This window comes from Alphaproteobacteria bacterium (genome assembly GCA_023898745.1).
Taxonomy (GTDB): domain Bacteria; phylum Pseudomonadota; class Alphaproteobacteria.
The window spans coordinates 202592-226800 of the sequence record CP060237.1 but is presented as its reverse complement, the minus strand read 5'-3'; the positions used below and the strand labels follow the sequence as shown (position 1 = coordinate 226800).

18 protein-coding genes, 1 tRNA gene and 1 pseudogene are annotated in these 24209 nt (G+C 38.1%); 9 read left to right on the top strand and 11 right to left on the bottom strand.

What is annotated here, in order from left to right; genetic code table 11:
• Nucleotides 1-554: 554 nt before the first annotated feature.
• Both H6850_01180 and H6850_01175 read left to right on the top strand, forming a co-directional pair.
• Complete coding sequence (locus H6850_01180) at nt 555-3077, top strand: hypothetical protein (GenBank protein ID USO02586.1); 2523 nt, start codon at nt 555-557, stop codon at nt 3075-3077.
• A 139-nt stretch (nt 3078-3216) separates the two neighbouring features.
• A complete protein-coding gene (locus H6850_01175) occupies nt 3217-5073 on the top strand; it encodes a hypothetical protein (protein USO02585.1) in 1857 nt (618 codons plus the stop codon).
• Nucleotides 5074-5084: 11 nt separating this feature from the next.
• Here H6850_01175 and H6850_01170 read toward each other — a convergent pair whose 3' ends face one another.
• From H6850_01170 to H6850_01160, 3 genes are all read right to left on the bottom strand, one after another.
• Nucleotides 5085-6257, bottom strand: coding sequence for an MFS transporter (locus tag H6850_01170; protein ID USO02584.1), 1173 nt, complete (start codon nt 6255-6257; stop codon nt 5085-5087).
• A gap of 122 nt (nt 6258-6379) precedes the next feature.
• Nucleotides 6380-8086: a hypothetical protein gene (locus H6850_01165; GenBank protein ID USO02583.1), complete on the bottom strand. Its 1707-nt coding sequence runs from the start codon at nt 8084-8086 to the stop codon at nt 6380-6382.
• Entirely contained in the window at nt 8073-8414 is a 342-nt protein-coding gene (locus tag H6850_01160; protein USO02582.1) for a hypothetical protein, read from the bottom strand. Before H6850_01160 ends, H6850_01165 begins: the two co-directional genes overlap by 14 nt.
• Nucleotides 8415-8551: 137 nt before the next feature.
• On the opposite strand from H6850_01160, the gene H6850_01155 reads away from it, so the two are divergent.
• A tRNA-Arg gene (locus H6850_01155) sits at nt 8552-8628 on the top strand.
• A 126-nt stretch (nt 8629-8754) separates the two neighbouring features.
• On the top strand, nt 8755-10101 hold the full coding sequence (locus H6850_01150; protein ID USO02581.1) for a deoxyribodipyrimidine photo-lyase: 1347 nt from the start codon (nt 8755-8757) through the stop codon (nt 10099-10101).
• On the opposite strand, the gene H6850_01145 is transcribed toward H6850_01150, so the two are convergent.
• From H6850_01145 to H6850_01110, 8 genes and pseudogenes are all read right to left on the bottom strand, one after another.
• On the bottom strand, nt 10088-10321 hold the full coding sequence (locus tag H6850_01145) for a hypothetical protein (protein USO02580.1): 234 nt from the start codon (nt 10319-10321) through the stop codon (nt 10088-10090). The two genes, H6850_01150 and H6850_01145, sit on opposite strands and share 14 nt — an antisense overlap.
• Nucleotides 10322-10634: 313 nt before the next feature.
• Nucleotides 10635-12997 (bottom strand): annotated as a pseudogene (lon, locus tag H6850_01140) (endopeptidase La).
• 204 nt (nt 12998-13201) lie between these two features.
• A complete protein-coding gene (locus H6850_01135; GenBank protein USO02579.1) occupies nt 13202-14026 on the bottom strand; it encodes a metal ABC transporter permease in 825 nt (274 codons plus the stop codon).
• The gene (locus H6850_01130) at nt 14016-14594 is read right to left on the bottom strand and encodes an ATP-binding cassette domain-containing protein (protein ID USO02578.1); all 579 of its coding nucleotides are present in this window, start codon (nt 14592-14594) and stop codon (nt 14016-14018) included. The genes H6850_01135 and H6850_01130 overlap by 11 nt, the downstream gene beginning before the upstream one ends.
• A 204-nt stretch (nt 14595-14798) precedes the next feature.
• The gene (locus H6850_01125) at nt 14799-15548 is read right to left on the bottom strand and encodes a response regulator transcription factor (GenBank protein ID USO02577.1); all 750 of its coding nucleotides are present in this window, start codon (nt 15546-15548) and stop codon (nt 14799-14801) included.
• A gap of 135 nt (nt 15549-15683) precedes the next feature.
• Nucleotides 15684-16499, bottom strand: coding sequence for a hypothetical protein (locus H6850_01120; GenBank protein ID USO02576.1), 816 nt, complete (start codon nt 16497-16499; stop codon nt 15684-15686).
• Nucleotides 16500-16511: 12 nt separating this feature from the next.
• Complete coding sequence (locus H6850_01115; protein ID USO02575.1) at nt 16512-17243, bottom strand: hypothetical protein; 732 nt, start codon at nt 17241-17243, stop codon at nt 16512-16514.
• 591 nt (nt 17244-17834) lie between these two features.
• Nucleotides 17835-19430, bottom strand: coding sequence for a hypothetical protein (locus H6850_01110; protein ID USO02574.1), 1596 nt, complete (start codon nt 19428-19430; stop codon nt 17835-17837).
• Between the two features lie 130 nt (nt 19431-19560).
• Here H6850_01110 and H6850_01105 point away from each other — a divergent pair, with 130 nt between their 5' ends.
• The 5 genes from H6850_01105 to miaB all read left to right on the top strand — a co-directional run bounded on the left by H6850_01105 (nt 19561) and on the right by miaB (nt 24202).
• A complete protein-coding gene (locus tag H6850_01105) occupies nt 19561-20094 on the top strand; it encodes a hypothetical protein (GenBank protein ID USO02573.1) in 534 nt (177 codons plus the stop codon).
• A gap of 103 nt (nt 20095-20197) precedes the next feature.
• Nucleotides 20198-21070 carry a class I fructose-bisphosphate aldolase gene (locus tag H6850_01100; GenBank protein USO02572.1) on the top strand — a complete coding sequence of 291 codons (873 nt, stop codon included), beginning with the start codon at nt 20198-20200 and terminating at the stop codon, nt 21068-21070.
• 73 nt (nt 21071-21143) lie between these two features.
• Nucleotides 21144-21740, top strand: a complete 597-nt coding sequence (locus H6850_01095) for a hypothetical protein (protein USO02571.1) — start codon at nt 21144-21146, stop codon at nt 21738-21740.
• Nucleotides 21737-22585 (top strand): lipase family protein, encoded by an 849-nt coding sequence (locus H6850_01090; GenBank protein USO02570.1) that lies wholly within the window; start codon nt 21737-21739, stop codon nt 22583-22585. The genes H6850_01095 and H6850_01090 overlap by 4 nt, the downstream gene beginning before the upstream one ends.
• A gap of 195 nt (nt 22586-22780) precedes the next feature.
• Entirely contained in the window at nt 22781-24202 is a 1422-nt protein-coding gene (gene miaB / locus H6850_01085) for a tRNA (N6-isopentenyl adenosine(37)-C2)-methylthiotransferase MiaB (GenBank protein USO02569.1), read from the top strand.
• Nucleotides 24203-24209 lie beyond the last annotated feature (7 nt).

Sequence of the window (24209 nt, the reverse complement as noted above, 5' to 3'; positions counted from 1 at the left end):
ACGCTAAAGCTACGGCGAGGCGTCCACTTCGCACGCTCCGACTCGATAAATCTCGTCGAAGCTATCCGCCGTCGCCCGAAGGGCTATGGCGAGATGCGAAGACGGATGTCAAGTCCTCTATCCCAAAAAGTTATCCACAAAACCTGTGGAAAACTCTGTGGAAAACTATCATTTCAGAAGTGTTTCGTGGTAAACCCTGGGGGTTTGGCACAGGGGTGATGCAAAATATGGCACCTATTTTCAACCAATAGTTGAAAGCGTTCTCAAATCCAGTCTGTATAAGGGTGTCAATATAGCGTTTTAGAAAAAGAAAATATTTTTTGATTGTTTTTTGGATAAATTTATAGATAAATCGAAACAAATTCTGAACGAAAACATGAGATAAAATAGCGCAATTAAAGTTGTGTGGAAAATAATACATTAAGCATTACTTATTTATACTTTGAGATTTATGAATTGTGTGCTCATGTGATCGATGTTTTGAGATAGGCTTGCATGGAAAAACAAGTTCACATATGATATAATGTATCCAAATAAGCATGGGATTAACAATTATGTCTTTTAACAATAGCTTTGCTGGAAAGCTCGTGCTAGCAATATGCGTATCATGGGTTTTGCCTTTATTGACTTGGCTTTGTATGCATGAGACTAACGAGAAGATAATTCGCAATGCATCTTTGTATGCAGCGCCTGATGATGGGCCCATGGTTTATGAAATGCCTAATAGTTCTCAGATGGTGAGTTTTATGTTTAATGATCAGGAAATAGGCGTAGCGCAGGTTGAGGAGATTAACCAGTCTGAATTTAGCACTTTAATCAAAAGAGTAAAAGCTTGTGAACCAGGAAAAGTATGCAAGATAGATTTTTCCAACGATCCAATTATGAACGGGGAGGGGGGCTCAATTTATCGCACCTTATTTACAAGTCAGCTTTTGCCTTATATCAGAGAAGGGCGGAGCTTCCCTAAGTTTTCTGAGGAGGAGTTTAAGCGTCTTTTAATAATTCAAGAGAAAGATAAATGGGAAAAGTTACTTGCTTTTTTTGGTAAAGAGTTTGATGTTGATTTTTTGATTATGGGTGCAAACAATGAACTAGGCAAATTTTCCGCTACGCCTATTCAGCTTTCTGATAGAGGATTGATTGATTTTTATATTTCATGTGAGAAAAATGCAGACGGTTATTATGTCATAAGATTTGCTGATGTAGGTACAGCACAAGTATTTCAAAATTATATGATAGATTTTTTCACAAAGCGTCCTAAGGACATTTATCGGGAGCGCGGGTATTCTGGGAGTTTACAAAAGCCTCTTTCTTATACTCTTGCAGAGGATTTAAAAACTAATCCTGCGCGTCAAATAGCTGCAATTAAGATAGCTGTAAAGTTGGGTCTAATGTCACTTGCAAAACAGCTAGGCGCTTATGGTTTTGACCCATCTTCCACTAAGTTCGGCACGGTTAATGTGTGGGTTCAGGATGCAAATTTTATAGAACAACTTAAATCGGTTTTTAAAGAGAGTAAATTCGACATTCTTGAAGAAAACGGTATGATTATTTTGCATGATACTGAGTTGGAAACCTTTAAAAACAGGTTTCCATCATATGAGGGTCTTTTTGATAATATTCCAGACTCTGTATCAATTGCTTTAGAGGTATTTGGATTAATTGGGCTGGGCCTTGCGAAAGAGTTATTTGTAAAGTATCCAAGATTAATTGGGGCGGTGGTTAATGGTAACAATGACCAATTTAATAAGTTTTCTGCACTTCCAATTTATGTTCCATATGAGGTGAGAAAGTTAAAATTGTTAGATGGAGCATTTGAGTCGTCAGAACTTAATCCTTTGAAAAGAGATTATTTAGGACATCTAGTTTTTTTTGATATCTCAGATTTTCCTAAGTTGGAGGAATTTCCTGATGATTTTTGTAGAGATTTTACAGAGCTAGAGACTTTAAGATTGCGCAATCTTCCTAGGGTAGGAAGTATAGGACATAACTTCTGTCGGAATTGTCCCAAATTAAAGTTTATTGATTTAACCTGTTTTAGGGGTATAGAATCTGGAGAATATATAGGCTATGGGTTTCTTTTCGGTTCCGGTGTAGAAAGAATTAGAATGCGGGCTAGTCAAAGAGAAATTTTTGCAGACGATATTGAGAGTTTTAAAAAAGCAAAAACCGAAGAGCAAAGATTAAAGAGAGAGGTGTTGACACCAGACGCAACTCCAGAATCAGTGCGGCAATATATATTGGATACGCTTCAACCAACTCAAGAGGAAATTAACACTGCTAATACAAAAGCTCTAAGTTTTGAAGAAGGTAGTTTAAAGTTATTTCGGGATTTATATAATCGAGTTTCAGAGTTCAAATATGCTCAGTTCAGAAAAGCTCTTCAGCAAGCAATTGAAGCGCTGAAACCAACAAGAAACGAGCTAAAGCGCTTTTTAGATGAAGGTGAATTGAGTGCTAAATTTCAGAATGATCAAATTGAGATTGAATTTGCAAAACTCAATGAAGCAGAAAGAAAGGAAAAATTGGATTTGCTTACGGCGCTTTACGTGAAAATAACATCAAATAGAGGGGGGGTAGCTACTTCAACAGAAGGCAATGTAAGATCGCTTTCATTAAGCGATTTAGAAAGGAAATTATGGGGCCTTGCGCCAACAAAAATAGAGCTAGATCACTATGGTTGTAGTGATAAATATAGTGCTGATGTGGAGGTGTATTATGATATTGCTTCGTATAAATATTTTAAGTTTCCGAAAATTACAAATACCTATGCTCAAAAGTATGTTGAGTTAGCGCAAAAAATTTATGGCGATATTGTAACGCAAAGAGACAAGGTATCTGAAGCAGAAAAAAATCTATTGCTTGATAAAATGTTGAAAGAAATTTATTACCGGATTGTCAAAGAGCCCACAGAAGATCTTACCCCATTTGAAAAAATGAGCACATTGCCTGAAGTTGATCAAGGAACGTTAGTTTTATTTGAAAGAATATGTAAAGATATTGTGTTTGATAGGGTGTCACGAGGTGAGATAGAAGTAGAGCCGGCTTATGAAGTGACAATAGAAATTGAGGGATAGGTGAACAGAAAAGTTACATTTTATACTTTGAGATTTATGAATTGTGTGCTCATGCGATCGATGTTTTGAGATAGGCTTGCATGGAAAAACAAGTTCACATATGATATAATGGATCTAAATAAGCGTGGGATTAACAAGTATGTCTTTTAACAATAGCTTTGCTGGAAAGCTCGTGCTAGCAATATGCGTATCATGGGTTTTGCCTTTATTAACTTGGCTTTGTATGTATGAGAATAGTCATAAGATGGCTCATAATATATCTTTGTATGCGGCTTCTGAGCAAGTTAGAACTGTTAAATTTCAGATTGGAGAATTTATCTCAGAAGCTGTTGGGGAGTCTGCCATTAAGGCAAAGAGGTTAACATATATCATGGATAGACTTGCGCAATGTGAAGAAGTGCAAGAGTGTGTTCTAGATCTTAAAGATACTGGTATGACTGAAGAAAATGTGTCGCTCTTAACATCTTATATTGGTAGAGAGCGCTCAGATAAAGACACCAGGGATCCGCTTGAAGCATGGTGGATCTTTCATGCACGCCTTTCTGGCAGTGAATTACAGTCCAATCGAGATGCTTGGATGCAGATTGCTAAGGTTACTGGGTCAGAAGTTTTGAGGCATCAATTAGATCCGCAACCTAAGCCTGAAGATTATTGGGTTAATTGTAAATTTAAAAATTATAACACTACGCTGGTAAGAATGCATAATATTAGACGCGCAGGTTTTAGAAAGTTAGAACGATTCATTCAAGATAGATGCTGGTTAGAAAATGGTTTGTGTACTATGGAATTTCCTGAAGATTCTGTTATGAGTGATAGTTTGTCTAGAAGAGGGAAGATAGACAGAGGATTCGCAGAATTTTACAATATATTCGTACCTTTTATTGAAGGAGAAAAACATTCGGATAATAAGAATTCTCAGCGTTTTCGGGAGCATCTTATTTATGATTTGTATGATAGAGGGCGTTTTGAGAATGCGCCAGAGCGTATTGTATTCTCGTTACAAGCTATGTGGCTTGATATTGCAAGTTTATTAGGTTCTGAACCTTTAGTAAAGCAGCTAGCATCTTTTAATATTCGTGAGGATTTACGCTGGGATGGTGCTAATTATTGGCCTTTCCATGAAAATTTTAAAAATTTGAGGCATAACAGAGTTGAATTTAAACTATTAGGCGATAATCCGAGTACTTTTGATTTAGCAAAAGGGTTGCGAGGTTCTACTATTTTTACAGCCACGGAAGGAGTGTTTTGTCTTACGATTAATAGCAGCTCGCTTAAAGAGAATTTATATGCTGAAAATATAATAGCAATCTTTAGCGCTATTCCATCAAATTGGTCAAAAGTTTTGAAACTTCACATCCCTTATACTTCTTCTGTTGAAATAGTTAATGTTGCGGATAGAACGCCGCGTGGTTATCATGCAGAAAGACTGTTTAAGGCGATTAGAGATCAGTTGAGCGAAGTTTTTCGCTTGAAACCCGATGTAATTTTAGAAATAGATCCAAGTGGTCGGGAACGATTCTTTTTTCTTGAAGAATATTTTGAACTTTCAGAGGATTTTCGTCGTGGGGGAGAGAGTATTCAGTTTATGTCTGTATTGCCGAAGAACATTAAACATCTACGACTTGTAGGTAACTCAGTGGTATCTTTGGATTTTTCTGGATCATATCTTCGCAATTGGGGTCGATATCCAGTCGATCCAGTAGCGCTAGATGTTTTGAAATCAATTGATTTTTCTGGTTTGCCAAACCTTAAAGAGGTGCCAACTAATATGCCGTTTCGGTTTTCTGATTTGGCAAAGATAAGGCTATTATCATCTCAGAAAGGCCTTTTTCTTCCCATTATTAAAGCGTCCCTTGAAAGAGAAGCAGAGCAAAAAGTAAGGGATGCAAGCGGGCTATATACAGGGGAAGAGTTGGATAAGCAAATAAAAGAAGCGCGTGAGGAATTGGCTAAAAATATGGATCAAATATTAGAAAAATTAATTGAGTACGTATAAGGAAAATTCAATTAAGCTGATACTCTAAATTTCTCCCGAAAAAATCCATACAACATAACAGCTGCAAAGAACACACCAACGGCACCAGCATAGAAAGTTGCATTCAATCCATATCCATTACACAAATAGCGGAAGATCATGCTGCTTGCAAGTGTGGCAAAAAATCCTGTGAGAAAGAAAATGCTAAATGCTGTTCCGCGAAGGTGGAAAGGTGCATAGCTTGCGATTAAAGTAAACATAACAGCGTTGCTAGCACCTGTTTGTACGCCCCATAAAATGACACCCATAAACATTACGGGCAGTGTTGCGGCAAGTCCGCATGTTAAATGCGCTAGAGCGCTGACAATAAGACAGCCAAATAGTATTTTTTCCTTTGGCGAATTGTCTGACATTGCGCCTACAGGATAAGCAACTGCACACATAGCAATATTGTATATTAAGAAAATTGCAGAAGAGTATGCATGACTCAATCCAAGATATTCTGTAGCTTTCACAGCTAGAATTGTTTCATTGTATTTAAAAGAAAAAAAGATGAAAATCACCAGGATAAACTCCCAGAATTTTCGACCGAATATTTTTAGTTCTCCCCAGTGAAATCTTTTCGGACTGTCTTTTTGAAGGGCAAAAGAGTCTGGGATAAAAAAGTATGCGATACCAAGCGATAGAAGAGCGGGGATAGTTGAGATATTGAAAATCAGATGAAAGTTTTCTCCTGTCATAACCATCAGTTTTATACCCAAAATAGAACCAATGGCTGAGCCTAATACGGTTAGGGCGTTCCGCAAGCCGTAACATCGTCCATGAAGATGTGTGTCACATAAGTCTGCAATGAGAGCGTCTCGAGGTGTGGATTGAATACCATTTCCAACACGATCTAAGATGCGCGCAAGAAAAACGACAGATAGAGACATGGAGAACCCAAGCATTGGTTTGCTGATAGCAACTAAGGCAATTCCAAAAAGAATGAGTGCGCGGCGCTTGCGAAGGAAATCTGAGAAAAATCCAGCGGTAAGTTTTGTGCCGTAGCTGCTGGCATCAACGATACCTTGAAACAATCCAATGTCAGCTGGATTAACACCTAAAACTGTTCTTAAGAAGCTTGCAGAAAGACCGAAAACGAGACTGGTGGAAATATTGCACAGGAGGCCAGCGAGATTAATCACCCAAATATTTCTTGGAAGCATTCATGTTTCTTATATCAAACACATGCTTCAGTATATCATATAAATATTTTATTTATATTATTATTTTATTTTAAAGTATTTATTTTTATATTTCGTAATGACTAAAAAGTGAGGTTCAGACGTCAGGAGTGTTTTTGACTTGGTGTGTTAAGTTTATGTTCTTGCGCTCTAAACCATCGACTTAAAGAAAAAGCATCCCGCGCTTCTTTGGGTTGTTCCTCATATCTGCGTCTTAATTGAGCTTTGGCAGGTGTTTCATCGTTAGAGATAGTGCTTAAATCTTCTTCTATATCTGATCTGATGAGAGCGGAGCGAAGAAAAATATTATAGCGTCTTTTGCACACTCTATTTGGTATGTCCATAGCCGTATCCCAGAAGAGTACACGATCATCAGAAGCGCCTAGAAAATCATGAATCAAATATATGGGAGGAAATGAACCCCCGGCTAGGTCCGTCCCTTTTCCTGTTGTTATTTTTTGCATTGTGCTTTTAGGGGAGTAAAGCAGCATTTGAAACCCAGCTGTACTTGATAACCATAGATTTCTTTCAAGATATCGTAAGCTTTGTGGAGTTAAATTGCCCCTGCTTGTGAATTCTATCACAGATCGATTTGTTCGTAAGTGTTTTTCCAATACTGCTGGGACATTCATACTCCGTGATGGACTTGATATATCCAACTGAACTTTTTTGATGGATGGATTTGATTGTAGTAAATTCATAAACCGCTCTAATTGGTCTGAAGGAATACTTAGCATAACCTCAAAGTCACGAGCTCTTCTTGTGTGTTTTAATGTGCCTATTGTGAGGTAGCGTCCCATTTTATACTGCAGATGTTGAAGGCTTTTATTTTCTTGCATGATTTTTAAGAGCTCTGCGAAGGTTTGCATATCAATTGATTGAGTAGAATATATCGGATCACACAAACATGTAATACGGATGGATTTGAGTTTTGGTTTGTGCCGTAATGCATTTACCAATTTTGCACGATTGGCAGCATCTAACAATGTAGAGATATCAAGCGTTTCAAGCTCTGAATTTGCTTCAATTTTGCCTATTAACATATTAATGAATTCATCATCTATTGGATCTGTGCTGTATCGGTATAAGGATATATGGTTACCTAAAATGCACAAAGTTATATTTTGCGCATCGATTCTTAATCGGAGAGGGATTTTGCAATTCTGTCTCATCAATGTTTTTACGTCCTCAAGAGTGATATGAATTTCATTTGAAATTTGAAAAGAAAGGTTCGGATTTTTTTGCATTGCAGCATTTAAAGTATGTAGTCCTTTGATGCCAAAGCGATTTTCAGATACGTCAATCCACCTTTGTGTTTTGGTTTTTGCAAGCGCATTAGCGAGTACAATAATTTCTTCATCTTTGAGTTCGCACTTTGAAAGATCTAACTCTCTGAGAGATGTATTTGTTTCTAAGTGCTCACTTAAGGAATCAATATCCTGCTTTATTAATACGCTACCACTAAGAGAAAGATGTTTTAGTGCAGTGTGTTGGCTCAACATCGTGATTAATCGCACTCTTGTTACAAACTCATCTTTGTATATAAGTGGAGCGCTAGCTGATTTTTCTTCAGGCGCTTGCCTAAAATGATCTTTATTTAATTTTAATTTTAGTGTTTGGAGTGAGGTGTTATATCGCAGATTTGAAAGTATTGATTGCAAAGTTATACAATCTATTTCGTTATATCGAAGATCTAGCTCTCTTAGATTGGTGCTATTACGTAATGCTTGTATGAAATTAAAGCTATTCGTTGAAGGTGTAATTTTGCAGCCTAGGAAGGTCAATGTTTCCAATCCACTATTCTGTTCCATTATTCTGTTCCATAATACCCAGAAGTATTTCTGTAGCTGTTGCGCAATCGCTAAATGTTAAGTCCTTAAGATGTTTATTTGTTTGCAAAACTTTTTGAAGTGCAACTGCACCGTCAGCGCTTATTGGACATCTTAATTTTAATTGTTTCACTGTTGTATTGTGCTCAAGAGCTTGTGCGAATTCTATAAACTCCTTTTCAGTGATTTCGTGTGTGCACAATGCAACAGTGTGGGCTTCAGATAATGCGGTTGCGCTGAGGCTGTGTTCTGGAACGGGCTTATGGTAAATTTCAATTTGCGTTAGTTGTGTTGCATATATAGAAAGCATACCTTTTTCATTTTGCCATGTTGTTGAGTCATTTTTAGGAAATTTATGCGAAAAAGCAACATTTTTCTTTTTGATGAACGCTCTGAAGCATGTAGACGGGCTGTATGTATGAAAAAATATTCCTTATAATAAGTCAAGCATCCATAGCTCAGCTGGATAGAGCGTTGCCCTCCGGAGGCAAAGGTCGCACGTTCGAATCGTGTTGGATGCGCCATTCACCTTCGCTGATTTTGCCGAAGGCAAAATGTAGCTACGACGCGACTGCGTCGGAGCGTGCGAAGTGGATACCTCGCCGAAGCGCATAGCGCGAAGGCGGGCTGTCCTTATAGTGGGGTGAGAAATGTACCAAAAAAGCTTATTCATCTTCCGTCGTGATTTACGCGTTGATGACAATACAGGTTTGATTGAGGCGTTAAACCAATCCAAAGACGTTATTCCGTGTTTCATTTTCGATGAGCGGCAAGTGGGGAATGTGAACTCCTATAAAAGCAATAATGCGATTCAATTTATGATCGAATCTTTGCAAGATCTGCAAAAACAACTTGAGAAAAAAGGTGGGGTCTTGCATCTCTTTCATGGCATTGCAGGTGCTGTGGTAGAAAAACTTATAACCGAGCATAATATTGATGCGGTATTTGCGAATTGGGATTACACGCCATTTTCAAAAATGCGGGATCGTGCAATTCATAATATTTGCAAGAAACATAATATTGCCTGTCAATTTTATCATGATGCACTTTTACATGATCCAAAAACACTTTTGAAAAGCAATCAATCTGCATATACAGTTTTTACGCCATTTTATAAAAATGCCCTTAAATATCCTGTCGCAAAAACACAAAAAAATTCTCATAAAAACTATGCGAAAAAACTAGATGCAAAAGAGATTTCATTTGAGAAGATTTTGCCACAAAATAATTCTGATATTGCTGTGAATGGTGGGCGCAAAGAAGCATTAAAAATTCTTAAACATATTGAAGATTTTAAAAACTATAACGCAGAAAGGGATTTTCCTGCGTTAAATAAAACGACCCATTTGTCCGCACATTTAAAATTTGGTTGTGTATCGGTCCGTGAAGTATATGAGGCTGTAGAAAGCAATGAGGCATTGATGCGCCAATTGTATTGGCGAGATTTTTATACGCAAATTGGACTATATTTTCCACATGTTTTTGAGCATGCTTTTCTAGAAAAATATAAGAATATCAAATGGTCTACGAGCAAGGAAGATTTCAAACGTTGGTGTGAAGGTAAAACTGGGTTTCCAATTGTGGATGCAGGTATGCGCTGCTTGAATAAAACAGGGTGGATGCACAATCGTGTGCGTATGATTGTCGCATCATTTCTCACAAAAGATTTGCATATTAATTGGCAGTGGGGTGAGAAATATTTTGCGCAAAAGTTGGTTGATTATGATCCATGTGTGAACAATGGAAGTTGGCAATGGGCAGCAAGTACAGGCTGTGATGCGCAGCCATATTTTCGGATTTTTAATCCTTGGTTGCAGCAAAAAAAGTTTGATCCAGAGTGTGAATATATTAAGGCATGGGTGCCAGAGTTAAAGGATTTTAGTGCGCGTGAGATTCATAAATGGTATGAGAGAGAGGATTATGGATCGTACGTTCAGCCGATGGTTGATCATAAAAAATCTGCTGAATATGCGAAAAAATTACTCAGTCTTTCTTGAAGTGTATAGGGTCAATTTTAAAGAACTCTAAAATTGATAGTGTGAAGATCGTGCAAGATAATGTTGCATATCCAAGAAGTTGATAGTTTTCCTGATCATTTAGGTACATGGCGCTAAACGTTACTGTGCAAGTAAGTGAGGTCAGCAGAGTTAAGGGGTTTTGCAAGATTTTGTCCATACAGTTTGTTTGATCTGGTTTTTCTCTAAGCGCTTTTTGCATTTTTATTTTAGCGGTTTGAGGATCGAAACTATTTGATTGCTGATTTTTTATAGGCATTGCTGTGGTTGCGATTGCATTTCGTTCCAGAAAGAATCGCTTGCTAGAAGTTGCATTGTAAGGAACATTATTTAATGTTTTGGTGTTTTTTTATTTATAGGGGGTTGTGGCGTGTGTTTCAAGAGGTTTTTTCATTGTGGATTGCCACACACTCTTCGAGCGTTCGCAATGACGAGCTCGGAGTCGTCATCATGAGGAGCGTAACGACGTGGTGATCCATGTATGACGTGCGCAAACCTACTTCTTCCCCGTCTTTTTAATCTTCAGCTCTTTCCCAAAAACATGTGGAAAAGCTTCATCTGCTTTTTTCAGCAATACAATTTCCAGACCTTTTTTCACGTTTTCAGGCAATTCATCCAGATCTTTTTTGTTGTCATAAGGAATCAATACTTTTTTCATGCCAGCGCGCAATGCTGCGAGTAATTTTTCTCGCAAACCGCCAATTTCTAATACGTTGTTTACCAGATCAATCTCACCAGTCATCGCAACATTTTTCTTAATCGGCGTGTTGGTTAATGCTGATAAAATTGTGACATACATACCAACACCTGCCGACGGCCCATCTTTAGGAGTTGCGCCTTCGGGCACGTGAACGTGCAGATCGTGTTTATTGAAGTATTTTTCATCTAAACCGTATTTTGCGCCATTTTTCTTCGCCAAAGAAAATGCAGTTTCAATAGATTCTTGCATGACTTCGCCTAAGTGTCCTGTGAGTGTTTTTTTGCCAGATCCAGGGAATGTAATGGCTTCAATTTTTAGTAAGTCACCACCCATTTCTGTCCAAGCTAATCCATTGCACACACCAACTTCATCTTTTTCATGCATCACACCAAATGAGTATTTAGGAATGCCGCAATATTCGCGCACAACTTTTTCATCTACGGTGACTTTTTTGGTTTCGCCTTTTCGAATAGCAACAACTGTTTTTCTGCAAACTTTTGCAATTTCTCTATCAAGGTTACGTACACCAGACTCTCGTGTATATAATCTTATAATTTCAAGAATGCCACCTTTTTTAAATGCAATTTCTTTTTTATCCAAGCCATGCGCTTGCATTTGTTTTGGAATTAAATATTGTTCAGCAATTTCATATTTTTCTTCTTCTGTATATCCAGGAACACGGATAATCTCCAGACGATCTAGCAAAGGTGCGGGCATGTCTAACGTGTTCGCAGTTGTGATGAACAGTACATTGGATAAATCGTAGTTAATTTCCAAATAATGGTCATTGAATTGTTGATTTTGCTCAGGATCTAAAACTTCTAATAAAGCGGAGCTTGGATCGCCGCGCCAGTCTTTACCAATTTTGTCGATCTCATCCAACAAAATGAGTGGATTATTGGACTCAACTTTTTTCAATCCTTGAATCACTTTGCCTGGCATGGATCCAATGTATGTTCTTCTGTGTCCACGAATTTCAGATTCATCTGTCAGACCGCCTAAAGAGATTTTATGAAACTCACGACCTGTTGCTTCTGCAATTGCTTTTCCTAAAGAGGTTTTGCCTACGCCGGGAGGGCCTACGAGACATAAGATTGTTCCCGTCGGTTTTTTGACACGTTCTTGAACAGCCAAAAATTCAATAATACGCTCTTTGACTTTTTTAAGAGCATAGTGATGTTTGTTCAGTACTTTCTCCGCATTTTCAATGTCATGCTTTAGTTTGTTATTTTTGCCCCATGGTAAACCAAGAATCCATTCTAAGTAATTGCGCACAACGGCTGCTTCCGCTGAAGATGCGTTCATTGTGCGTAGTTTTTTAATTTCTGCTTCAGCTTTCTTTTGCGCCTCTTTGGGGAGTTTCAGTTTTTTGAGTTTATTCTCAAATTCAAATTCGTCATCAAAACCTTGATCCGTATTATGCAGCTCTTGATAAATGGCTTTAAGCTGTTCATTTAAATAATAATCCCGTTGGGATTTTTCCATTTGTCCTTTGATGCGGCCTTTGATTCTTTGTTGAACATTATGAATATCGAGTTCGGTATCAATAAATCCATAAATAAGCTCCAAACGTGTTTGAATATCAGTTGTTTCTAGAAGTCTTTGTTTATCTTCTAGGCGTAAATTAAAATATGATACAACTGTGTCAGCAAATTTACTGTAGTCTGAGATTTGCGAAACAATGCCAATAATATCAGCTGGGATTTTCTTGTTTTGTTTGGTGTATTCATCAAAACTTTCCGTGATACCTTTTTTGAGCGCTTCAATTTCGAGCAAATTTTTTGTTGGTTCTATATCCTCCAATGGTTCGCCATATCCATTGAAAAATGCCCCCTCTTCTTTTGTTGCAAGTTCAATGGAATCAACCTTGAATCTTTGCTCACCTTCCACAAGAATTTTTACTGTACCATCTGGTAGTTTAAGCACTTGCAAAACATTTACAAGCGTTCCCACGCGATATAAATCTTCAATTTCTGGCTCTTCGATATCTGGGTTTTTTTGTGTTAAGAGTAAGAGGCGATGCGGGTAATCTTCTAATGGCATTAAAAGGTTAATCGCATTGATAGAGCGCTTTCTACCCACGAAAAGCGGTACGATCATATGTGGAAAAACTACAATATCTCTAAGGGGCAAGATAGGGTAAACGGTTTTTGTTTTTTTCTTTGTAACAGAAGACATGATGACTCAAAGTGCTCAGCTTGAGTCAGTATAGCAAGAAAGGAAAAGCGGGCTCAAATGTTGGTTAACAAGAAGTTACCGAGTATCGTCATGGCGTCTCAGAGGTCGTCATCACGAGATCTGCAAAGCAGATCGCAGTGATCCATTTTCTGGATGGTCACAGCCCCTTCGGGGCTTCGCCATGACGTTCTGTCTAGGTTAGTCTTAGAAACGACGCACAAGGAATGCACCCAAAAACACCACGCCCAAAATTGAAATAATCAGTGGCCCTGTTGGGAAATCAAAATAAAACGATAGAAGTAGACCTAGGTAGCTGGCAATAACACCAATAATGCTGCTGGTTATCATCATAATCCATATGTTTTTGAATAATAATCTAGAAGTAATAGCGGGTAGCATGATAAGTCCCATTGCCATTAATGTTCCAATTGCAAGTGAGGCAGAAACAAGAAGGGCAGTAAGGCTGCCCCAAATGATGAGCTGATAGAGGGTATGTGAACGGCGTGTAATGATCATGAATGTTGGATCAAAGCAGTCATATAAAACTTCTTGTCGGAAAAAATAAAGTATCATTAAGATTGCAGCATTTAAGAATGAAATATATAAAAGCGTTTCGTCTTGGATGGATAAAATATTACCAAACAATAAATGCAGAATATTAAAATTTCCGTGATAATGATGCAACAAGACAACGCCAAGCGCTAAGGAAAATAAATATAACCCTGAGAAGCTTGCATCTTCGCCCAGTAATGAGCGCTCCTTGATAAATGAACTTAACATAGAGAGTGTTAGGCCAGCCAAAATGGCAAATCCAATAAAACCTGGCAACCAAAATCCGAACAATAAAAATGATAGAGCGATCCCTGGGAAAATTCCATGTGATAATGCTTCGCCCATCAAGCTCATTTTTCGTAGTAAAAGCAATAATCCAACAGGGCCGCTCGTGATGGATAAACTTATGCAGGCAATGAGAGCTTTTTTCATAAACAAAAATTCTGTAAAAGGCGTAATGAGATCGTTAAGATGCATAGTGTTGTCCACAAAACATCATTTGTGTCATTTTTTCAAATGAGATATCTTTGACGGTGAGTTTTTTAATAAAATCATGCCCAACGAATATACACTCTTTGAAATGTTTTTGAATGAGGTCGAAATCATGCAAAACGACCAAAATTGTTTTACCTTCCTTATGCCATAATTTCAGCTGTTCAATCAGATAATTGAGTGTTTGGCAATCAACTGCATTGAAGGGTTCATCCAATAAAATAAATTCAGGATTTTGCACGATAAGACGCGCAAATAATGCGCGCTGAAATTGCCCGCCGCTGAGTTCATCTAAATATTTATACCGCATATTCCATAAGCCTACACGCTCAAGCGCAGTTTTTACAGGTAAGGCTGTGCTGCTAACTTGCCCCATTTCCACCATTTCATATAGCGTGATGGGGAAGTGAATATCTAAGGTGTTGCGTTGTGCCAAAAATCCTATTTGATTTGTGTTGAGTATCACATTTCCAGAAGTTGGTTTAATAAGTCCTGTGATTAATTTGAGAAACGTTGTTTTGCCAATGCCATTTGGTCCAAAAACTGCCGTCATAGAGCCTTTTTTGAGTGTTAACTCTACATTATGAAACAGTGGGTATTTGATGTAGTTAAAACAAAGGTTCTGGACGTGGAGCAAAGGGGTTGGCCTATTTACGATCTGCTTAATTATAGTGGTGTTTGAAGGGTAAAAGCAAAGAGTTTTGGGAGCGTCATCACGAGGATGGTCACGCTACGTTCGCCATGACGGAGTTTCGTTTTATCGCCCCAGCGTTTGCGATGTATTTGTCGGAGAAAATCCTACAACTTTATCCACAATAATGTCATCTGGTGCATCTGGGTCTTTTAAAATATATCCACGGCCCCACACAGTGGAGATGCAGTTTTCATCGCCAAGTAAGCGCGCCAGTTTGCGACGTAGTTTGCAAATAAAAACATCGATGATTTTCACTTCTGGTTCATCGATTCCACCATATAGATGATTCAAGAACATTTCTTTGGTAAGCGTTGCGCCTTTTCTTAGTGCAAGTAGCTCCAAAATAGAGTATTCTTTTGGTGTTAAATTTACCGCTTTGCCTTCAATGGAAACAAGCTTTTCTTTCATATTAATTGTCATTTTTCCGACATTAATCACAGAGGATGCATGGCCTTGTGAGCGACGCACAATAGCTTGAATACGCGCAACAAGTTCACTGCTGTTGAACGGCTTGGTGATATAATCATCAGCACCCATGCCAAGACTCTTAATTTTTTCTTCGCTTTCTGTTAATCCAGAGATCACACATATTGGTATTTTTTTATGCCCATCTCTTAACTTTTTTGTGACCTCATGTCCTGTGATATCAGGTAATTTTAAATCCAATAAGATAAGATCGTAATCATAAATTTTGCTAATTTCTAGACCATCGCGGCCAAGTGTCGAAGTATCGCAAATCATTCCCTCTGCTTCAAGAGTGGCTTTAATGCTTTTAGAAACGATTGGATCGTCTTCAATCAATAAGATACGCATGAGGCTTTTTTAAATGTTTCTTCCTAATAAAATGGTAGCCATGAGATAGGAGAGAAATCTAGTTTTTTATTTAGATATATTTCAAATTTAGTTAAGTATTTATTAACTTTTGTTAAGAATTTTAGAGGTTATTCATTATTCAGAATCTGAAAATTCTGACACATTTCCTGCAGCTTTGAGCGGATGTCGCTGCTTTTCTTGTGAAGGGGTGAGAGCAACAAGAGGTATCATTTTTTCAAGGGCGGAGCGTTCGGTATGACATATGTATTTTCCATATTCTGGATGCGTGCAGCATTGAAAAATTATTTTTAAGCCGGGCCTTTTTGCAAATATATTGGCCATTTTTTGCAAATGCGCATTATCCGCTGCTAGCCCTTCAGGTGTATTAGCCTTATCTGATAGGTCCATGACATAAAATTCCGCACCGTCTGTATCTTGAGCAAGACTTGCATATTTTCCTGCAACCATAGGATGGGTTTGCATTTCAATTAATGCATCTTTGATGTTATGCGCATCGCAGCAAGGGTTTAAGCCTTGCATATGCAGATGATAGATAATGCTCATTTGCACAGGAGAAACTATACCGGATAGCTGTGATAGTTTTAACCCTCCTAAAAAACGCTCTGTGTCTTCTATGTACGAACGTGAGCGGGGGAAAATATTGTAAAACACAATAAAATATAAAGACGCGATAATTTTAGCGTGCGCGTTAAATATTGCGGATATAAAACCTCCGCTACTTGTAAAAAGTATTTCGCGACTAACAGAATGACCTTTGGTGTTGCGCAAAAAGAATCGAGGCAATTGAGTTTTGTTGCGCTGGCAGGTCTCGCGTGCCTCTTCTACTAATTGGCACATTTCGTTTGTTGCGTTTCGCGCTGCATCGTCATACTTTGTTCGATCGATGAAATATTGAATAGGTTGAGCATGAAGAGAGAAAAATAAAAACATAGGTATCCTCCTTTATTTTTCAGCTGGAACTGGATCAAATCCTAGCTGCTCTCTATAAATTGTCACCAACTTAATTGTTCCCCAGCTATCTGCGAATGCATAGAGTATATCTGTAACATGTTGATGTTTTGAAAATATGTCTTTGAATTGAGGTATTAGACTTTCAATATCTTCTTTTACATCGTTATCTGTGCCCATATAGTGTTCTGGAGATTGGCTCATAACATAGGTTTGTGGGTATCTTTTTGGAGGGTTGGCGGCATCAGAATATTCTGATTCATGTGCTCTAGAAAGCAGATCTACAACACTTGCGAATTTTGAGTTTTCTTTACCTCTGCGTATAAAGATCGACCGCTTTTGAATATATTCACGCACAAAAATGGCAATTTGTGTTGTTGAGAAGTTTATGTTTTTCAACAGCCCAATAAAATGTTGTGCGTTTAAAAAATTCGTACAAAAACAATCGAATGGTAAGCAGCCGTATACTTTAAGCATTTCGTTTTTGAGATTTGGTTCATCAACTGTAAAGTAAAAATCTTTCCATTCGATAGCTTGCGCAGCGTTGCGCTCCATTTCTGCTAATAACTTAGGCGAAGCGTATTTTTCTTCAGACTTTTTAAGTTCAAACATGTCAAGTGCTAATTCTCCAACTTCAAGTTTCGTTTGGCCGGGAACGCAAGCCGTTAGCGGTTTGTCTGAGTCGGTTGAGTGGTTTGCATATAGAGTATTAAAAAATAAAAGCATTGATTGTTGTCTACTATTTTGTATAGTCAAAGAGAGTGCAAATTCTTAACAAAATCTTACAGAGGATGAAAATTATCCATCGTTCTCACTGAGCTGACGCACCCCCACGAATTTTCTAAAATCCAAAAAAGTCTTAAACGCTTAACCATGTAAGCTTTTCTTCTAGAGAAATGGATAGAAAAATATAAGGACGGCGACCGTCATGGCGAGATTTTCGAAAGAAAATCGTGGCCATCCATCCGTCTTCGCAAATTTTGCCTTCAGCAAAATTTAGCTACGACGAGATTGGTCGAGTCGAAGTGTGTGAAGTGGATGCCTCGTCGAAGCTCTTTAGAGCGTAGGCGGACACCTCCATGGATTACCACGCCTTGCTACGCAAGGCTCGTGATGACGCTTCTAAACTCGTCATGGCGAGATTTTCGAAAGAAAATCGTGGCCATCTATGTTTTTCTGGATCACCGCGCCTTGCTAGGCAAGGATCGTGATGACGTCTGCGCATATTTAATTCGTGGGGATGAATCAGCTCCTGAGTGAGCGAAGCGAGAGAAGGATCTGCTCGAGGTAGAATTAGGAAGACCCTTCGCTTTTGGCTCAAGATGACGGTGTATTATAAAAAGGACGCGAATCCCTAACAAAATCTTTTTGTAATCTCTCATCCACAAGGTTTTGTGTTGTTGTGTTATTTTCATCTTCAATAATTGTGGCTTTGATCAAAATCACAAGCTCATAGACTTCTTCTTGTAAATCTTGTGCACCAAGCGCGCTACGCGCTTTATCAAAACTTGCAGGTCGCATAATGCCAGTAGATTTATCATGAGATTTTATGATGGTTAATCCACCAAGGATAGTTGTATCTCCATTATCCAGTTTCAAAACGGAATCCATTTCTCGCACTTCAACAACAGGCACTTTGGATTCCGGAATATCTTGCGTGATTTTTGCAGAGCGTGCATTGAATTCTAATGCTGGATCTTTCACAGAACCCGCATGTCTTGAAACAGTGGGTCTAACAAACAGTAAAATTTTACCTTTTTCAGGTTGGATAGAAGCCTGAATTGGCATAATAAAACCAATAGGTTTAGATTTAATTTCCGAGGTGGACATGGTTTTAAAGCGTTCATGATCAGCGTTTGGTTGGTTAGGGTTTTCTACAATGCCGAGATATTGAGACTGAAAATCCATTTTAAAGAAAATGCTATTTTCTGCAACTTTAATCATAGACGTTTGGTTATTCAACAAAACAAGTCGAGGACTTGAAACAGTGCGCAGCGAGCCAAATTTTTCAAGAGCTTTTAAGATAAACGTAAAATTTGCACTTTTAAAATTTAATGCACCTTTGAAATCTATAGATTCAGTTTGTTGTTTGCTAAACCACTCCCAATCTATACCTGTATTAAATTCTTGATTAAGTTTCACTTCAATGATTTTGGCTTCAATAAGAACTTGCGCATTAGCGGATTTTTCTAGTTGATCGAGGTATGCACCGACAAATTTATGTTGTTTGTCCGTTCCTGTCACGATCACCAAGCCACTTTGTTGGTTGATATTAAAATGATCATCTCCAATATAGAATGCCAAACCTTTTTTTAACTCATCCCAAAAATTGATTAAGCTTTTGACATTGATTTCACTGCCTGAATTATTTTTGGTATGGGGTTTTTTATCGTGCTCGTTAAAAATATCCGTGGTGGTTGAAATATTATTGTAGCTTTCACGTTCAAATTTTAAAAAATTTACAGGATAAGTCTTTGTATAAGGCGTGTCTTTTTCAAGTTTTATAAATGTGCCTTTTATGGTGAAACGCAGTTTAAGATTTTCTGCGAGATCTTCAATCACATCAATGAATGGTTTGTTTTTAGCTGTGTAATATACAGATTCACGGATATGATGATCAATCAAAATAGAGGCGCCAATTTGGGAGGCGGCTTGCGTGAGTATGGATTGAAATGGCGCATTTTCATGAAGAGTGATCGAGATCTTTTTGTAAAAAATTGGATGGATTTTTTGCTGCTCTTGTCTAGGTTTTTGTAGTCTTGGTTTTGGCTGAGAATGAGGTATGGCTGTCGCAAGGGTTTTTATATCTTCATGTGTATTTTCTTTGATCATGCGCTTTTCATCTATCACGCCCCAGCAATTGGTGAGAATGAGAAAGATGAAAACGCAGTAATGCATATATAAAAATGCCACTTCTTCTTTTATGGGATCAGCTTATTTCTTAACAATTGGTAAAAACTATTCTAATATGATGTATATAGCCGTCATCACGAGAAACTTCGCTCGCCATGACGGTATGTACATAGATGGAAAGGTTTAGATTATGTTATTAAAAAGAGTTGCATTAATCAGTTGTTGTTTTATGCTTTTAGGCGGGTGCACGCCTGATGTGGATGCCGATGATTATGAAGTAGAAAATATTGGACAAATCGCTGCAACACAAAAGGGTGTTGTTGTTTATAGACGCGATATCAAAATGAATTTTACACCACAAGGTCAAGTTGATGGTGGCGCAACGACAGGAGCGGCAGTTGGTGGTTACGCAGGTGCAGCAGGCGGTGCGGCAGCTGGTGGAGATATAAAAAGCGCAGCTGGTGGCGCTATTTTAGGTGCAGTTGCAGGTTCTTTACTGGGTTATGGTGTGAATCAGGCAACACGTACACGCCCTGGGTTTGAGTATCATATCAAGTTAGAAAAAACTGAAGAAATTATTGTTGTAACACAAGGAAAAAAGCCTGAAATTAATGTAGGTGATAAAGTTTTGTTGATTACACCAAAAGAGGATCCAAATGTAATTAAAACAAGTGATAAATTTGATAAAGCGAAAAGAACGCGTATTGTTCCGATTAATTACTAAAGTAGACCTCCGTCATCACGAGGAGCTGAGCTGCGTGGTGATCCATTCTGGATGGTCACGCTTTGCTCGCCATGACGATGCCTAGTTCTAAAGGAGAGAGAAAATGAAATGCTTTGAAAACTTAGGTGTTGGCAGTAAGCTCTACACACTCTTCAATCACGGCGCACTAAAAGGCACAGGCAAATTATTTGTTTATGCCGTAGACCAAGGCATTGAAATTGGTCCAGCAGCTTCGTTTTCAGAAAATCCTGATGCATATGATCCAAGCTATCATATAAAATTTGCTGTTGATGCTGGACTTTCAGCTATTGCTGCGCCGCTTGGTTTATTAAAGGTAGCGGCTCCTGAGTTTATTGGAAAGATTCCGATGATTCTGAAGTTAAACAGCGGAAACCGTTTGATGAACAAAGAGCGAAATGCGCCAGATCAAGCTATCACCGCCTCTGTAGCGCAAGCGCTAGAACTGGGATGTGCAGGTATTGGATTCACAATTTATCCTGGTTCTGATGCTTCCCTTGATATGTATGCCGATTTTCAAGTTATTGCGCAAGAAGCAAAAGCGCATGGATTATTTGTATTGGTATGGGCATATCCAAGAGGAAATATGGTCAATCCAAGAGCATTAGATATTATAGCCTACAGTACACACATTGCTTGCGTATTAGGTGCGGATATTGTGAAAGTGAAAATGCCTGAATCTGAAATTGAAGAACAGCATGACATATACAAAGCAATTCCATACAAAGGTAAAGCAGATCGTGTGAAACATATTATGGATACTGCATTTAAAGGCAAAGTTCCCGTTTTATTTTCTGGTGAGGTAAAAAAAGATGAGAGTGAATTATTAGATGATGTGCGCGCGATTAAAGCAGGTGGTGGTACAGGATCTATTATTGGGCGAAATCTGTTTCAACGACCTTATAAAGATGCGCTAAGAGTAGCAAGAGAGATTGTGAGGATATTAAATAACTCTTGATCTGATGCATTAAAAATTGACTTTTAATATAAAAAATGTTTTTTAATATTAGTATTAATTTAAACTTATTTTTATGTTTATTTTTATTAATCTATGGTTAAAAGCATCAACAATAGAAGATGCGTTATCTAGAGAAGAAAAAGCGGATGTAGAAGTCTATGCTAAGAGTTGGTTTCAAATTCCAGACCAAGGACGTTTTACTGAATTTCCGGCATTTGTCAAAAAAGCTGTAGAGTCTGAAAATACATTTTTGTTCCATATGTGGCGTAGTGGTAGAGACGGTATTATCTTTGGTGGAGCGCTTAGTTTTATACGATCACAGTTTTGGGGTTGGGAGGGTGTAACATATCTAGAGCCATTTTTTAAGTTAAGTCGATGGTGTCTATGTCAGAACCAAGCTAAACCAATACATCAAGAAAATAAACTAGGAGAGTTTTTTCCTTTTCTTGAATGGTCGCGCAAGCAAGATAGAACACAATCTCAGCCTGACGATTACTTTGTTGGTCTTTTAGGTGGGGTGTTTGCTGCTGTGTTTGTTAGTCTTTCTTTTGAAACTGTTGGGTGGGTTTGTTCTTGGCCAAGCATTAGATACAGGTTATTCCTATCTGAAGAACAAAAAAGAAATGTTTTATTAGGGTATATTGCCCAGCTAAAGGAAGGTCAAAAATGATTTTTAATTTTGGTTTATTTATTTTTGCAGCCACTTTTAATGATGCGGTTACCGCATATAATGATTGTAATATACGAACAAGCGTAGTAAATGCTATGCTTTTAACGTATCAACTTATTGAAAATCCGGCTGTAAATTCAACAGAGGTTATGCATAAAGGGTTAAGCGAAAATTTTTGGACGGTAGTTGATACATCCTTACAAATCAAAACAGGAAAACATGTAGATGGAAAGTTTACAGCATTTAAGAGTGTTGTAGTAGCATCAAATCAAGATTATATTATTTTTGCTTTTCCTGGCACAAGTGATTGGAAAGATGTTTTAACAGATGCCAAGTTTTTACCTAAGAATACAGGCATAGATGGGGCTTATGCGCATATGGGTTTTGCAGATGCGGCTGAATCATTTCGTCAGCAGATGGAGCAAAAAATTTCCGCTTTACAGTCTAATAAGAAAAAACAAGTTATTTTTACAGGGCACAGTTTAGGTGGTGCTAATGCAGCAATGTGTGCTGTGAATTGTCTAGATTATTTTAGAAAGTTATATAAACGAACGAATTTAAGTAATAATGATGGTCAGATTATATTAATTACTATGGGGCAGCCGCGAGTTTGGTGTTCTGATTATTTTTCAAGAGCATTGAGGATGTCTCAGATACTGCGACTTGTTGCAAGAGGAATAACAGGGAGAGCCGATATCGTAACGGTTTTGCCACCAGGATATTGCGAGTATGGACCTTCCCGTACCATTAGAATGCCTTTTAGTATTTTCAATCCTTTTAGCAATGCTGTTTTACACTCTTCAGATAAGTATGCAGAACAAATTTTAGAGGATGAATACTGTTGATTAAATTTTGTTGTATTAGCTAGGGTTTGAATGAAATAAATTATATAAGAGGCGGTTGTCGTAGTGAAATTTTCTTGAGAAAATTGTGGTTCTCTATTTTTTAGATTGTCATGTACTGTTTCGTTTGATGAGCTTGGTTTACTCTCTGCTTGTAAAAACCCTATAATATAAGCATCTAAATATACCCACAAAAAAATGACTTCTCCAAAAAAAGTATGTATTAAAACCTATGGTTGTCAGATGCAAGTGTACGATTCTGACAGAATGTTGTCATTGCTGAAACCATTTGGATATACACAAACTGAAGATCCAACGGAAGCGAATTTGATTATTTTAAATACATGTAATATTCGCGAGAAGGCAGAGCAAAAAATATTTTCAGAATTGGGGCGAATTCGAGAATATAAAAAAGCGCAAGAGGCGCAAGGGCAAGAGTATTTAATTGCAGTTGGCGGATGTGTGGCGCAAGCGCAAGGCGATGAGATTGTGCGACAGGCGCCTTATGTATCTGTTGTGTTTGGTCCGCAAAATTATCATAGATTGCCGGAGTATTTAACCAAAGTTCGCCGAGAGTCTTCCTGGCGAAGCCCTGAAGGGGTTGCGGCCATCCAGAATGGATCACCACATCGCTGCGCTCCTCGTGATGACGTGCCTGTTCGTAAGCACCATGTAGATGTAGAATTCCCAGTTGAATCCAAATTCGACTACATTCCAGCTGTTTCAGAAACAAAGGCGTCAGCTTTTTTAACGATCCAAGAGGGATGTAATAAGTTTTGTCATTTTTGTGTTGTGCCTTATACGCGTGGCGCAGAGTATTCTCGTCCTGTAAAAGCTATCATTGAAGAAGCGAAACATTTGGTTGGCTTGGGTGCAAAAGAAATTACACTGCTCGGGCAAAATGTAAGTGATTATCATGGTGATGATGAAAAGGGCAATCCAGCAAGTTTGGCAGTTTTACTCGAAACAGTTGCAAAAGAATTGCCAGAGCTAAAACGTTTGCGTTATACAACATCTCATCCAAGAGATATTACAGATCATCTCATTGAATGCCATGGTTCATTACCCCAGCTGATGCCATATCTGCATTTACCTGTTCAGACAGGAAGTGACAAAATGTTGAAAGCTATGAATCGCAAACACACAATTGATTTATATTATGGATTGATGGAAAAGTTTCGCAAAGCACGTCCAGATATTATGGTGTCTTCGGACTTTATTGTGGGATATCCAGGTGAAACTCAGGAAGATCACAAGCAAACCTTGCAGTTGGTGCAAGATTGTATTGATGTTGGGTATTCATTTAATTATAGTGTCAGACCCGGCACACCTGCGAGCGTATTAGATCAAGTGCCTGAGGATGTGAAAACGCCACGATTGTATGAATTGCAAGATTTGTTGCGCATGAAACAATTGTTGGCACATCAAAAACAAGTTGGTTTGGTGAATGAAGTTTTGGTGGAGAAAAAAGGCAAAGAGCCAGGACAGTTGATTGGCAAGAATCCACATTTGCAGTCTGTGTATTTTGATGGTGATGAATCATTGATTGGAGAGATTGTGCCGGTGAAGATTTTGGCCGCGTATCAGAATTCTTTGCATGGCGAGTTAATTGAGGCATAATCGTCAT